Raw genomic sequence first — 14,137 nt, 5'->3', positions numbered from 1 at the left:
GCCATCCTGCTCTCCGGCGCCCTCGCCTTCCTGGCGGTCGTGTTCTCCGGGGACCGCGCCCCGCTGCCCACCGCCGGCACCGGACTCGCGCTCCTCCTCGCGGCGGGCGCGCTGTGGACGGCGGGGGTCCTGATGCTCGTCTCGGTGGTCCTGCCGCGCACCCGGATCGGCGCGGACCGCACGTTCCTGCGCGAGCTGACGGGCGGTCCGTCCGCGACCGTGCTGCGGGAACGGCTCGGCGCGTCCGGCACGGACGCCACCGACTGGCTCCTCGAACAGGCCGGCGTGCACGGACTCGTGCTCGCGGCGAAGTACCGGTGGCTGCGCCTGGGCGTGTCCGCGCTCGCGCTCGGCGCCCTCCTGGCCCTCTTCAGCGAACTGTGGTGAGAGAGAAGATGCACTGGACCAGCAAGGGAAGCGCCCTGCTCCTCGCCGGGGCGCTCCTCGCGCTCCCCGGCCCGCTCACGGCACCCCACGCCACGGCCACCGCCGCCGGGGCCTTCGGCCCCGCCCGTACCGTCGCCGGACCCGTCGAGGGCCCCGACCCGCTCGACTTCGCCGTCGTCGTCGACCAGTCGGCGAGCCTGGCGGAGAAGGACCTGGCGCGCGAGACGGAGGCGGCCGCGCTGCTCAGCCAGGGCGAGATATCGGACCGCTCCCGGGCCGCCGTCATCGGCTTCGGCAGCTCCGAGAAGCCCGGCCAGTCGCCCGTGAACGAGGTCTGCCCGCTCACCGTCGCCGACGCGGCGGGCCGCGAGCGGCTCAGCGAATGCGTCCAGCAGCTGGGCCGCCGCGACGCCGCCCGCATGGGCCCCGGCACCGACTTCCCGGCCGCGATCCGGCAGGCCGTCACCCGCCTCACGGAGGCCCGGCCCACCACCGCGAAGGCCCCGGCCGTGCCCAAGGTCGTCTTCCTGCTCACCGACGGCAAGCTGGACGTCGCCGACAGCCCCGAGTACGGCACCGACCGGGACACCCGCCAGTCCAACGGGGCGCGGCGGCTCACCGAGGAGCTCGCCCGCGCCCGGGCGGCCGGCGTCCAGATCTGGCCGCTCGGCTTCGGCAGCGAGATCGACCGCTCCGCGCTGACCGCGATGGCCGAGGGCGGCTACCGGGGCGCCTGCTCCGACATCCCCGACTCCGTCCCCCGCATGCGCGTCGTCGGCACCTCCGCCGAGATCGACAAGGCGCTCCAGGAGACCTTCGCCGCCGCCCGCTGCGCCCGGATCGCCGAGGGCACCGTCGGGAAACCGCCCGCCGACCTGACCGTGACCATCCCGCCGATCGCCACCGACGGCTCCCTCACGGTCGCCAAGCACGATCCGAAGGTACGGGTCACCTACTACGACCCGGCGAACCGCAAGGTGCCCGTACGGGGCGAGTTCGACGGCTCGACCTTCGAGGTGAGCGGCCAGGACGGGCCGGTCGAGGCGCTGCGCGTGAAGGATCCGCTGCCCGGCCGCTGGCGCGTGCACATCGAGGCGCCCGAGGGCCACCGCGACCGGGAGGTCGCCGTCCGCGCCATCTGGCAGGGCCGCCTCCGCTCCGACGTCACCCTCGACCCGGCGTCCCCGCGCGCGGGGGAGAAGGTCACCGTGCAGGTGCGGATGCAGACCCGGCGCGGGGTCGTCATCACCGACCCGCGGCAGCTGGCCGGTCTCACGGCCTCCGCCGAGGTCGCCGGCGCGGGCTTCCGGCCCTTCGCCTTCCGGCTCGCCGACGACGGGCAGGCGCCCGACAGGAAGGCCGGGGACGTCCGGTTCACCGGCACGTTCACCCTGCCCGCCGGGGCCACCGGCGACCTGGAGCTCGTCACGCGCATCGCGGCGCCCGGCATCACCTCCGACCGGCGCCCGGTGCACGCCCAGCGCGGCCCGGACGTGCCGGTGCTGACCGCGGGGCTCGTCGTCGACCGCGTCACCGTGCACCCGGGCGGCACCGTCCGCGGCACCCTCGACGTCACCAACAACGACTCCGCGCCGCACACCCTGCGGCTCGCCCTCCAGGACCAGACGCCCGGCGCCGAACTCACCGTCGCCCCGACCCCGGTCACCGCGCCCGCGGGCAAGAGCACCCGCATCCCCCTCACGGTGACCCTCGCCCCCGGCACCGCCCTCGGCGAACTGGGCGGCCGGATCGCGGTCGTGGACACCGGCGACGGCGACACCGTCCTCGACACCGCCTTCCTGGACGTCCTCGTGGTGGCGCCGCCCACCTGGTGGGACCGCTGGTGGAAGGCCGTCACCGGCGGCGCCGTCGTCCTCCTCGTGCTCGCCGTCCTCGCCGGCATCCGGCTCGCCGCCCGGCGCCGCCGCCGGGACCTCACCGGGGTCACCCTGGAACTGCGCGACGACGGCCGGTCCCTGCACTCGCTGACCGTCCGCAGGGGGCAGAGCGAGGGCGGGACCTTCGCCTTCACCGTCGACGAGCCCTACGGGGAGGCGCCGATGCTCCGCGGCGTCCACGGCACCGCCGCCTCCACCGCCCACGTGCTGCGCCGCACCGGCTCCGGCGAACTGCTGCTGCGCCCCGGGGGCGGCGCCCAGGTGCCGGTCAGGGCCGGGGAGCCGGTCGGCCTCGGCGACCACCAACTCGTCGTGCGGGGCGCGCGCACGCCCTCCCCGCGGACCCGCGACCTCCCGTGGTCCCGGCGACCCCGCGCCCCCCGGCGCACCGGATCCGGAACCGGCACGGACACCGGCCCCGGCCCCGGCACCGGTACGGGCGCGGGCACGGCGGCCGCCCCGGGGGCGACCGGGGCCACCGGCGGGTCCGACACCTACGACGCGAACTTCTGAACGGGCACCGAGGAGAGACGACATGAAGATCTACCAGCCCATGCTCTTCGTCGGACTCGGCGGCACCGGCGGAAAGATCGGCAGCGAACTCGAACGGCAGCTGCGCCGGGAGCTGTGCGGACCCGACGGCACCGACCTCGTCGACGGCGGCCGCCGACTGCCCTTCCAACTGCCCGACTGCCTCCAGTTCGTCTACGCCGACTTCAGCGAGGGCGAGCTGCTGAGCCAGCCCCAGTTCCGGGCCAAGGGCGCCGAGGGCGCCGCCTTCGCCCGCACCTCCCGCATGGTCCGCGACCTGCTGCCCACCGACTTCGACTCCTCGCCCGAAGTGACCCGCATGCTGCGCGTCACCGTCCCCGAGGAGACCCGGCACTGGCTGCCGCCCCAGGCCCGCCAGCCGCGCGTCGCCCCCCTCAACAGCGGCGCCGGGCAGCTGCCGACCGTCGGACGAGCCGCGCTCTTCGCGACCGTGCGCTCCGGCCTCGAACCCGTCCTGCGGCAGCTCCGCGAGGCGATCGGCGCCATCGGACAGGCGGCCGGCGACCTCAAGCGGGTCGGCGGCGGCCGCATCCGGGGCTGCGACGTCTTCGTCGCCTTCTCCGTCGCCGGCGGCACCGGCGCCGGCATCTTCTACGACTTCATCCACCTCATCGGGCACGAGTTCCGCAACGCCCACGTGCCCGGCGTCAAGATCTACCCCCTCGTCGTCATGCCCTCCGCCTTCCCGCCCGAGGCCGGCGGCGGCCGCGAGGCCGAACTCAACGCCGCCCGCGCCCTCGTGGACCTCTCGCGGCTCGTCGACGACCAGAACGTGCCCGACGCCCTCGCCACCTTCGGCGACGTCGAGGAACGCGGCCGGCTCAGCGTCACCTACCCGGGCGACGGCGTCGTCGCCCTGCGCCCCGCCACCATGCAGACCGCCTTCCTCTTCTCCAAGCCGGCCGTCATCGGCACCGAGGACCTCCGCCGCTCCATCACCGCCATGGTGATGTCGCTCATCGGCACCGAACTCGGCGAGGAGAGCGGCGCGGTGAACCGCGCGGAGGACGACTACCAGTCCTTCGCCGCCAGCTTCATCAACAAGAGCGTGGAGCGCGCGACCCCGGCCCGTACCGGCATCGGCTACCGGGGCATGTCCACCAGCCTCGCCGCCTCCCTCACCGTCCCCGTCGACGACCTCGCCGAGATCGTCGCCGCCCGGCTCCTCGCCCAGGCCGTCCGCGGCATGTCCGAACGCGCCCGGCGGCCCGCCCGGGACGGCCAGGAACTCGTCCGGGACCTCTTCACCCGCTCCGGCATCGGCCGCCTGTGGAGCCGCGAGGCACCCGACGTGCCCCTGCCCGAGCAACTTCCCCGGGGCAGCCGCGACATCACCCAGGAACTCCGGCGGCGGCTGGACGACATGGAGCACTCCCTCCAGCGCCTCGACGTCCACCTCTCCCGCGAGATCCCGCGCCTCACCGAGGACTTCAGGCCGGGCGCGGGAGCCCGCGAACTCCTCGGCCTCATCGGCCCCTTCCAGCTGGAGACCGTCCTCGCCGGGCTCCCCGGCCACCCCGACCGGGTGGCCAGGGAGGGCTTCACCGGCATGCTCGCCAACCGGCGCAACGACCCCGAGCGGCCCCCGAACGTCCAGACCGCCGCTCCCAACATCCCCCACATCAAGCGCAGCGTCGGCGGGGTCGTACCGGCCCGGTGGACCGACCCCGACGTCCAGGACACGCTCGCCGCGCAGCAGGCCTGGTACCAGTGGCGCGCCCGCGTCCTCTGGCACCGCGGCTGGCAGGCCGGCGAGGCCCAGTGGCGGCCCTCCCTCAACCGCGTCACCACCGAGGTCGCCGAACTCACCAAGGTGCTCCGCGCCCACGAACAGGACGAGGCGAAGTCCTTCGCCGACCGCCGCCGCGAGCTCTACCGCGACGACCGCGCCGGCATCGCCTACCTGCTGCCCCCGCAGAACACCCTGCGCGCCTTCTACGACGACGTCGTCGACCGGCTCGCCCAGAGCGAGGGCCTCCCCGAGACCACCGACGCCGCGACCCTCCTCGACCGGCTCATCGGGCCCGACGACTGGCGGCGCGCCCTCGACGCGGTCCGCCGCTCCTCAGGGGCGGCCGTGAAGGAGATCAAGCAGGTCGTCGAGCGGCGGGTCAAGCGCCTGTTCGGCGAGGCCAACGAGGACGTCTTCGCCCGCCCCCTGCTGCCCTCCATGGAACTGCTGCTGCGGGCCGCCGCGGGCGACGAGACCGCCGAGGCGAAGGTCGACCCGCGCTGGCTCGACCAGTTCCGCGCCCGGCTCGCCGGACTCCTCCCCGTCGGCTTCGTCCCGGACGGCAGCGGCCCGCTCAAGATCCTCATCGTGCACCCGGCGAGCGAGTCGGACGGCCGGGCCGCCGACTTCCTCGCGCAGGAACTCAACCTGCCCGCCCGGGTGTTCCCCGAGTGCCGGGCCGTCGACACCGACTCCATCACCGTCGTCCTCTTCCGCAGCGGCATGAACCTCACCGACATCTCCGAGGTCCGCGGCGTCCTCAGCCTCTGGTCCGAGGCCCGCGACTCCGGCGGCGAGGACGACTTCCTGCACTGGCGCCAGCGGCTCGGCTACCGGGACGACTGGCTCGTCTCCACCGAACCGGACCGGCAGCGCATCCTCCACCGGCTGCTCTGCGCGATGTGGAACGGCCACATCGCCACCGAGGGCCCGGTCGACTCGCCGCACCTCGTCCGGATCAGCCTCCAGGACGGCGAGTCCGCGACCATGTCGCTGCGCCTGGAGGGCTTCGACGGCTCGCTCTCCAGCTGGGCGGGGCTGCTGCGCGCGTACGAACGCTCGGCGCTGCTCGACGAGGGGCAGATCATCGAGCAGTTCTGCGAGCGGCTCATGCGCGCCCTGCCCAAGGGCCTCGCCCAGGTCCCGGCGCCCCCTTCACGGCTCTTCACCCACTTCGTCGAGAACATCGCCCCGCGCCAGCTCCGCCTGATCGACGAGATCGCCGCCGAGTACGGTCCGGCGGACAGCGAATGGCTGGCCCCGCTCCGCCACTTCTGGGAGGTCACCTACCCGGGCGCCCTCGGCATGCGCTTCCCGAGCGCGGCCCGCGCGACCCGCGCGAACCTCCGCGCCCTGTACGAACGCCACTCCCCCCGGCAGGGCAGGGGCCAGGTGCCGGGCCGCCCCCAGGGCCGGCCCGCCGGCCACCTTCCCGGCCCGCGCCAGGACCACCGCCCGCGCCAGGACCATCATCCGCGCCCGGGACAGGAGCCGCGCGCCAGGTACGCGGAGGGGACCCGGTACGCCGAGGGGGCCGGGTACGCCGAGGGGGCCGGGTACGAGGAAGGCGTCGGGTACGGGCCCTGGCCCGCGCACGAGGAGGGCGCCGGGGGCGAGCCCCGGTCCGGGTTCCGGCCCCAGCCCCGGGACGACGACGGGTACAAGTCCCGGCCCCGGTACTTCGGTGTGGACGGGGACGAGGGCGATGCCCGCCGCGATCCGGGGTCCGGCGACGTGGGCCGCCCCGCCCCCTCGGGGCCGTCCGTCTACGAGGGCGACTGGGAGCTGGAGCCCGAGCCGGACTTCGGCCCCGCCTACGAGGAGGACCACGACCCGGACTTCGGGCCCGACGACGAGCGGTACCGCCGCGACCGGGCCGGTGAGGCGGAGTGAGCCCACGAGTCCTTCCCGTCCTCCCCGAACGGCCGATGCCGGGCCACGCCGTCTGCCTCGACCTGCGCACGCCGCCCGCCGGGGCGGACGACGCCGGGGCCGCCGTCCGCGCGGCCCTGGACGTCCCGCAGCCCGGCGGCGAGCGTCGCTTCCTCGTCGTCGACGAGGCCGACCGGCTCGTCGCGCACCAACTGTTCTACGAGCGCCTCTCCTCCTACGGGCCGGCGCACGTCGTCTGCCTGGCGGTCGGCGCCCGGAGCGAACGGACCCTGAGCCGCTCCCTCACCCTCCGCCCGCCCGCCGCCGGCGTCCTGTGGGTCTTCGACTCCACGGAGGACGGCGTGCCGGGCGAGGCCGTGCTGCGCCCGCTCGTCGACGTCCTGTCCACGCCGGAGGTCTTCGACGCCGTCCTGCGCGCGCTGGGCGAAGTGGTGCACGGCGTCGCGGTGCCCGCCGTGCGGGTCCTGGAGCACGACCTCACCGACGAGGCCAGGGCGCGGGCCTGGCGGCAGGCCGTGGAGGGTCTCGCCGGACCGGACGTGCCGGCCGGGAGCATCTCCGCCGAGCAGGTGCCCGGCGCGCTCGCGCTCCTCCTCGACGAGGGTGTGCCGCGCTCCCTGTCCGGACACCAGTGGCTGCCGCCCCAGGGCCGGGCGGGAGCCAGGCTCGCCGCCTGCGACGCGGCGGTCGGCGAGGCCGTCGAGGACTACCACCGCGTCCGGGGTCCGGCGGGCCTCCTCACCGGGGCCGGCCGGAGCGTCGACCTGCCGGCGGACCTGGAGCGGGTGACGGAGGAGCTGGACCGGTTCCGCACCGCCGTCGCGGACGCGTTCGGCGCGGCGGGCGGCACCCGGCTCACCGCCGAGCACCGGGGGGTGCTCCGCGACCGGGGTGTCGAACTGCCCGAGCTGCCACGGGAGATCTCCCGGGCCGGGATCGTCCCGGCGCTGCGCGACCTCACCCACGACCTGATCGGCAAGGGGCTGCCGCTGCGGTCGGTGGCGGCCCGGCTGTCCGCGCTGTCCGCGCGCACCGCGCCCGTGGGCAGCGCGACCCGGCTCACCCGCCTCGACGCGATCTGCGGTCCCGAGCGGCTGCGGCGGCTCGGCGCCCGGTACCCCTTCACGGCGGGCGGTTCGCGGCCCGTGGCCTTCGCCGTCACCGGGCTCCTCGCGCTGCTCGCCGGGGTCTGGCCGGTGCTCGGCTGGGTCCTCGGTCCGGCCGTCGGCGTCCTCGCCGCCGGGCTCGCGCACCTGATGCTGCGGCGCAGGCCCAACCGCTCGCCCGACGGGCGGATCGACGGCGGCGGTGCCACGGGCGCGGCGCCCCGGCTCTTCGGCGGGCTGCTCGGCGGTGTCGTCGGTGCGGCCCTCGGCCTGTTCCTGGACCTGCCCGCCTGGGCCGGGGCGGTGGCGGCGGCCGTGTCCGCGGCGGCCGTCGTGCTGCTCGCGCTGCGCGACTGGAGCCGGGCCGTGGACGACTGGTGGGCGCGCGCGGACCCGGAGGAGGCCTGGCGGATCCTGCGGGAGATCCAGGAGCTGGTGGTCACGACCGCCGTCCACGACTGGCTCTTCGCCGAGGTGCGGCACCACTGCTCGGCCGGGGCGGGAGCCGTCGCCGGGCTGCTCCGGGGGCTCGCGGAGACCGCCGACGCGCACGGGCGGCCGCACGCGGCGCGGAAGGGCGACCGGCCGGAGACCGAGCCGTCGGCGGCCCCGGAGACCGGGACGGCGTCCTGGAGCTGGGAGGACTGGCGGGACGACGGGGACGACTGGGGGGAGGGGCCGGAGGCCTGGGGGGACGGCGCGGAGGACGACCTCTGGTCCGAACCGGCCGGGGAGACGGCCGGACCCGCCCCCGGGCCCCCGGCCCCCGATCCGTACGGCCCGCCCGGCCGGGACGCCGGGAGCTCCGCCGACGGACCCCTGTCCGGGCCGGCGCCCGGCTGGCTGGAGCGGCGGTACGGGGACGGGGGCCCCGCGCTCGTCGACACCCTGGTCGGCGACCTGGTCGCCGGGACCGTCCTGATCCTCGACCGGTGCTGGGCGGGCGTCGAGCGCGATCCCGGCGCCCTCGCGCGCGCCGGTCACGAGCAGCGGCTCTCCGAACTCCTGGACGAGACCCGGCTCCGCCTGGAGCGGGACGTGGCCGCCTCGCCGCCGCCCCGGTACGAGGGCCTCCGCGACCCCGACGCGCTCACCTCCCTCGCGGCGTTCACCGACCGTTCCGACCGGCCCGACGCGGCCCGTCTCACCGGCGTCGCCGCCGACGCGGTGGCCCGGCTGCTCCTGGCGGAGGACGACCCCGGCCGCACGGTCCCGCTGTGCGGCCCCGAGCACCTGCGGCTGCTCTCCCACGATCCGCTCGCCGCCCGTCAGGTCCGCTTCGTGCCCGAGGCGATGCGGCGCGGCGCCGCCGGGGACGACATCTGGCGGGGCACCGCCGAGGACGTGGTGTGGACCGGCGCGGGACGGCACGCCGGCATCCTCCGTCTCGTACCGCTGCGCGCGGACGTCGTGCACACCGTCCGCGCCGAGGAGGCGGGAGAACCGTGATCGACCCGAACCACCCGAGCGGCCCGGACCACCCGGGCGACCCGGACCTTCCGACGGGCCCGGACCCGCAGGGCGACCCGCACCAGCCGATCGGTCCGGACCACCCGGACCACCTGAGCGAGCCGACCCCGCCGTCCCATCCGTACTACCAGGAACTGGAGTTCCTCACCCCCCGCGAGGCGCCGGTTCGCTTCGCCGTGCGCTACGGCGAGGACCACCGGCCGCCCGGCCGTCCCGGCGTCCTCGCGCGCCGGGCGACCCTGGGCACGGGCGTGCCCGTCCTCCAGTACCGGCTGGCGTCGTCCGCGCAGGGCGACCCGCACGCCTACGCCCTCCTCGAACGGGAGGCGGCGGCCGCCGTCGCCCTCGAACGGCGCTACGGCGGCGCCAGGTTCGGCGCGGTCTTCGCCAGGATCGTCGGATTCGACCTGACCGCCGCCGAGCCCTTCGTGCTGTACCGGCCGCCGACCGGGCGTCCGCTGTCCGAGTGGACCGGGCGGCTCGGCGCCGAGGACCAGGAGCGCATCACCGGCCAACTCGCCATGGCCGTGAGGCTCCTGGGCGAGGCCGACCTCGTGCACCGGGCCCTCGCGCCCGACACCGTACGGTGGGACGGCGCCCGGGTCCGGCTCTGCGAGCCGTACGCCGCGCAGCGCGCCGGGGAGGCCCGGGAACCCTTCGGCGGCGCCCCCTGGGCCTCGCCCGAACAGCGCGCGGGCCAAGGCGTCGCCGACCCGCGCGACGACCTGTGGTCCGTCGCCGAGATCGCCTACTACCTCCTCGCCGGCCGCCCCGACCGAGGCGAGGGACCCCCGGCCGACCTCGCCGACTACCGCCGCCTCGCCGCCCTCGGACAGAGCGGGCTCTTCGCCGCGCGCGCGGCGGACCGGCCCCGGCCGGTCGAGCTCATGCGGCTGCTGCACGTCCCCGACCCGCTCGCCACCGGCATCGGGGCGGCCGATCCGCTCGACCGGTGGCGCGGCGAGTACGACCGCCAGATCGCCAGGAAGCGCGCGGCCTCCGGCGCCGCCCCGCTCCGCCCGGACGCGGAGGAACCGCCCCCGCCCCCGGCGCGGCCGTCGCGCCCCTCCCTCCGCGACCGGATCTTCGGCGGCGGAGGCGACGCCCTCCGGCCCGCCGCCCCCGCCGCGACGCCCGCACCGGCACCGCCCCCGCCGCCGCGCGGCCGCATGTGCCCGCACTGCCTGCTCCCCGTCGAGTACGACGAACGGCTGCTCGTCACCATCGACGCCAAGGGCAACCGGATCCCGCTCGACCTCAGCGCCGAACGCCGCCCCGGCCACGTCGCGGACGCCCTGCGCAAGGCCTACCACCTGTGCCCGCACACCGTGGACGGCGACGAGGAACACGAACTGCCCGTCCCCTACCTCACCAACGGCGAACCGCTCTCCATCGCCCTCGTCGGCAGCTCGTCCGTCGGCAAGACCCACCTCCTCGCCGCCATGCTCGGCGAGGTCGAACTCGGCGGCCTCGAACCGTACGGACTCAAATGCCGGCCGCTCAATCCCGAAGCGCACCGGAACTTCCTGCGCGAACGGGTCCAGAAACTCAAGGAGGGGCGGCAGCTGGGCCGCACCGGACAGCAGACCTTCGCGCGGTTCGCCGACGGCCTGCTCGTCTCGGCGGGCGGCGCGCCGGCCCGCCCCGTCGTCTTCTTCGACCTCGCGGGCGAGGACCTCGCACAGGACGGGGAGGTCGGCCGCTTCCTCATGGGCGTCGACGCCTTCGTCTTCGTCCTGGACCCGCTGCGCGCCCTCCGGCTGCCCGGACTCGACCCCGTGCGCGAGCAGAGCGGACTGCGGCGGCGCGACCTCGGCGACGAGGCCTTCACCACCGTGCTCAACCGCATCCCCCGGCAGCGCGGCGGACTCGTCGCCGCGCCCGCCGCGCTCGCCGTCAACAAGAGCGACCTCGTCCGCTTCGAACCGGTCGTCGACCGCTGGCTCGGCCGGGCGCTGACCGGCCGCCACGACCCCGCCGCGGTCCGCGAGGAGAGCCGGGACGCGTACGCCTTCCTCGCCCACCACGCCGGCGCCGCCTGGCTCAAGCCCTTCGACGACTGCGCCGACTGCACCCTGCACTTCGTCGCCGCGACCGGCGGACAGGCGCGCGGCGACCGGTTCCCGCACGGGGCCCGGCCGCGCCGGGTCCTCGCGCCGCTGCTGTCGCTCTTCGCCCTGTGCGGGCTGCTGCCCGGGGCGGAACCTACGGAGGGGATCGTCCGATGACACGGACGGAGAACGAGGCCGACCAGATCGTCTTCCGCTGGGACAGCGAGAACCTCACCGGCAACACCGGCTTCGGGCCGGTCGCCTGGTCCGGGTCCCGCGACGAGACCGAGAACCTCTTCCAGCTCTCCGGCCCCGTGCTGCGGGCCGGCGGGGACGAGATCCGGCCGGCCCTGATCCGGCTCCGGCGGCGCGACCACGTGATGCTCATCCGGCGCACGCCCTTCACGGACGCCGACGGCAGGACGTCCGTGCTCTGCCACGCCCTCGTCGGCGCGCCCGCCCTCCTCGGCCCCGCCGTCTGCCTCGGGCTCCACGGCTGGGACTGGGACGGTGCCGCCGCCGTGAACGCCGCCGAGGCGCGGGGCCCGCTGCCGGCGGTCCCGGCGGAGGCCCTCGTCCCCGCCGCGACCCGCGGAGGGCTGGCGGAGCTCGACCGGCTCCTGCCGTACGCCGCGGAGGAACTCGTCGGCACGGTCGCGGAGTTCCTGCGCCACCCCGACGAACTGTTCACCGTCCTCGACGAACGGGGCGACACCGCCTGCCCCGTCCTGTGGGGGCTGCACAGCATGCTGGGCGCGCTCACCAGACGGCCGCTGACCTTCGCCACCCACGACACGGCCGAACTGACCTCGCTCCGCTTCGTGTTCGTCGGCCGCTGGTCCGGCGCGGCGAGCCGCAACACCGAGCGGCGCCGCGTCGACCCGCGCGAACGGTGCGGCGACCGGGCGGAGGAGGTCGCGGCCCGGCTCGTCCGCCACCACCTGTGGGAGGTCGAGGAGGGGAAGGGCCGCGACCACGTGATCGGCAGGGCCCTCCGCACCGCCGCCGCCACCTACCGGGGCCCGCTCCTGGAGACGGCGTCCCGGGCCGTCGACCACCTGGACGCCGTCGACCCCCGCACCTCCGCCCCCCGCCGAAGGAACCCGGTCCCACCGGAGCCCGGGGACCGGGACCGGGGGGCACCGACCCCCTGGGACCGGGCCGCCCCCGACCTCCGGGCCGGGGACGGGCCGGGCCCGGGGTACGGGGGGCGACGGGAACAGACCCCGCCGCGCCCCGGGTACGGGGACGCGCGGGACCCTCGGGACGAGGACGCGAGAGCCCCCGGGGACGAGGCCGTGCCGGACGTCGGGTACGGGGGGCGCCGGGGGCAGGCCCCGCCGGGTTCCCGGGACGAGGGCGCCAGGGACGCCGGGGAACAGCGGGAGCAGACCCCACCGGACCCTCGGAACGAGGGCGCACGAGGTGCCGGGTACGGAGGCCGCCAGGACCTGTACGCGCCGGGCACCCGGGACCGGGGCGCCCCGGACCCCCGGGGCCAGGGCTCCCCGGACCCCCGGGACGAAGGCCTGCCGGACCGTCGGTACGAGGGCGTGGGCGGGCACCGGGACCAGACCGCGCCGGACCCTCGGGACCGGGGCTCCCGGGGCCTCGATGAGCAGGGTTCCCGGGACCTTCGGGGTGAGGGCTCCCCGGACCTCCGTGAGCAGGGCTCCCGGGACCTCGGTGAGCAGGGCTTTCGGGACCTCCGGGGTCAGGGTTCCCGGGGCCTTCGGGGTGAGGGCTCCCCGGACCCTCGCGACCAAAGCTTCCCGGACTTGCAGGGCCAAGGTTCCGGGGACCTCCGGGGCCAGAGCGTCCCGGACCCTCGTGAGCAGGGCTTCCCGGACGATCGGGAGCCGGACCCCCGGAACCTCCGGGGCTCCCAGGACCCCCGGGGCTCCCAGGACCCCCAGGACCCCCGGGACTCCCGAGATCCGGGCTCGTCGGCTCCCCGGCGTTCCGTCCCGACGGGTGACGGGTGTTCCGAGCCGTCGGGTTCGCCGTGCCCGGCCTCTCCGGGGGCGTGGTCCGGCGGCTCCGGGACGGGCCCGGCCGTCCGGTCCGACGGGCCGGGGCGGGGGCCGGGGCGGGAGGAGCGTCCCGGCCCGTCGGACCGGCGTCCGGACTCCGACGACGGACGGGGCGCGTCGTGGGGCCCGGACCGGCCGGGCGCCCCGGAGGGGCACGTCCCCGAGCCGCCGCTGCCGCCCGCGCCTCCCTCCGCTCCCGTACCCCGGCCCCGGCCCGTCGACGAGCCGCAGGCGGCCGGTGCCGTCGCCTACCCCCGGCCCGTGCTGCCGCTCGTCGGACCGCAGTGGACCGGCCCCGGCAAGGGCCCGCGGCGGCGGCCGCGGGGGCGGGAGGCCGAGACCTCGCTCGTGCACAAGCTGCCGACCGCGCGGAGCGTGGAGGAGGCGCGGGAGCTCGTCGTGAAGGGCGGGAGCCGCGAGCTGCTGGACGCGCTGCGCCAGCCCCTGGCGTACGCCGTCGTCACCGTCCTGCTCCGGGAGATCGCCCGGCGCCTGCCGTCCTGGGGCCATCCGATGCGCCGGGAACTCTGCGAGGTGGCCATCGGCCAGGAGCTGTGGGCCGTCCCGCCGCCCACCGCGCGGGACGATCCCTCCGAGCCGCCGGAGGAGCAGCGCGCGGCCAACGCCGCCGAGCTGCACCGCTGGGCGGTCCGCCCCCTGCTCGGCGGCGGCGACGCCCCGGTCGGCACGGTCGCGGAGCTGCTGTCGCGGCTTCGCACGAGCCCGGCGCCGTCCGCCCGGGAGGCGTTCTGGCTGATCGTCGACGGCGAGAGGCCGGGCCTGCCGGACGCGGTCTGGCTGACGCTCCTGAAGGAGGCGTACGGACTGCCGCGCACCGCGCACCGCCCGGGCCCCGCGGCTCCCGCGCCGGCCGGCCCGGACGACCTCGGCAACGGCTACACCCGTCGTTTCCTGCGCAGGGCCGCGCTGCTGATCGGGGGTCTGGTGGCCGCGATCGTCCTGATCGGCGTGGCCCAGTGGGTCACGTGACGCCGAAGGGAGCCGTGCGACCCCT

The 14,137-nt window shown here is 76.6% G+C and carries 6 protein-coding genes; all 6 read left to right on the top strand.

The window, feature by feature from the left end; genetic code table 11:
* Positions 1-387: Pycsar system effector family protein (locus K7G60_RS02865; RefSeq protein ID WP_225799168.1), on the top strand; the 387-nt coding region annotated here is incomplete at its 5' end.
* Entirely contained in the window at positions 384-2,798 is a 2,415-nt protein-coding gene (locus tag K7G60_RS02860) for a VWA domain-containing protein (RefSeq protein ID WP_225799167.1), read from the top strand. The genes K7G60_RS02865 and K7G60_RS02860, both read left to right, overlap by 4 nt.
* 22 nt (positions 2,799-2,820) lie before the next feature.
* Positions 2,821-6,462 (top strand): tubulin-like doman-containing protein, encoded by a 3,642-nt coding sequence (locus K7G60_RS02855; RefSeq protein ID WP_225799166.1) that lies wholly within the window; start codon positions 2,821-2,823, stop codon positions 6,460-6,462.
* Positions 6,459-9,017 carry a hypothetical protein gene (locus K7G60_RS02850; RefSeq protein ID WP_225799165.1) on the top strand — a complete coding sequence of 853 codons (2,559 nt, stop codon included), beginning with the start codon at positions 6,459-6,461 and terminating at the stop codon, positions 9,015-9,017. Before K7G60_RS02855 ends, K7G60_RS02850 begins: the two co-directional genes overlap by 4 nt.
* A complete protein-coding gene (locus K7G60_RS02845) occupies positions 9,014-11,266 on the top strand; it encodes a hypothetical protein (protein ID WP_225799164.1) in 2,253 nt (750 codons plus the stop codon). The genes K7G60_RS02850 and K7G60_RS02845 overlap by 4 nt, the downstream gene beginning before the upstream one ends.
* The gene (locus K7G60_RS38760; protein ID WP_263985413.1) at positions 11,263-14,112 is read left to right on the top strand and encodes a hypothetical protein; all 2,850 of its coding nucleotides are present in this window, start codon (positions 11,263-11,265) and stop codon (positions 14,110-14,112) included. The genes K7G60_RS02845 and K7G60_RS38760 overlap by 4 nt, the downstream gene beginning before the upstream one ends.
* The last annotated feature ends 25 nt before the right edge of the window (positions 14,113-14,137 follow it).

It is taken from the genome of Streptomyces sp. NK15101 (genome assembly GCF_020400725.1).
GTDB lineage: Bacteria > Actinomycetota > Actinomycetes > Streptomycetales > Streptomycetaceae > Streptomyces.
The sequence above is the reverse complement of the archived record's forward strand: the minus strand, read 5'-3'. Positions and strand labels throughout refer to the sequence as shown.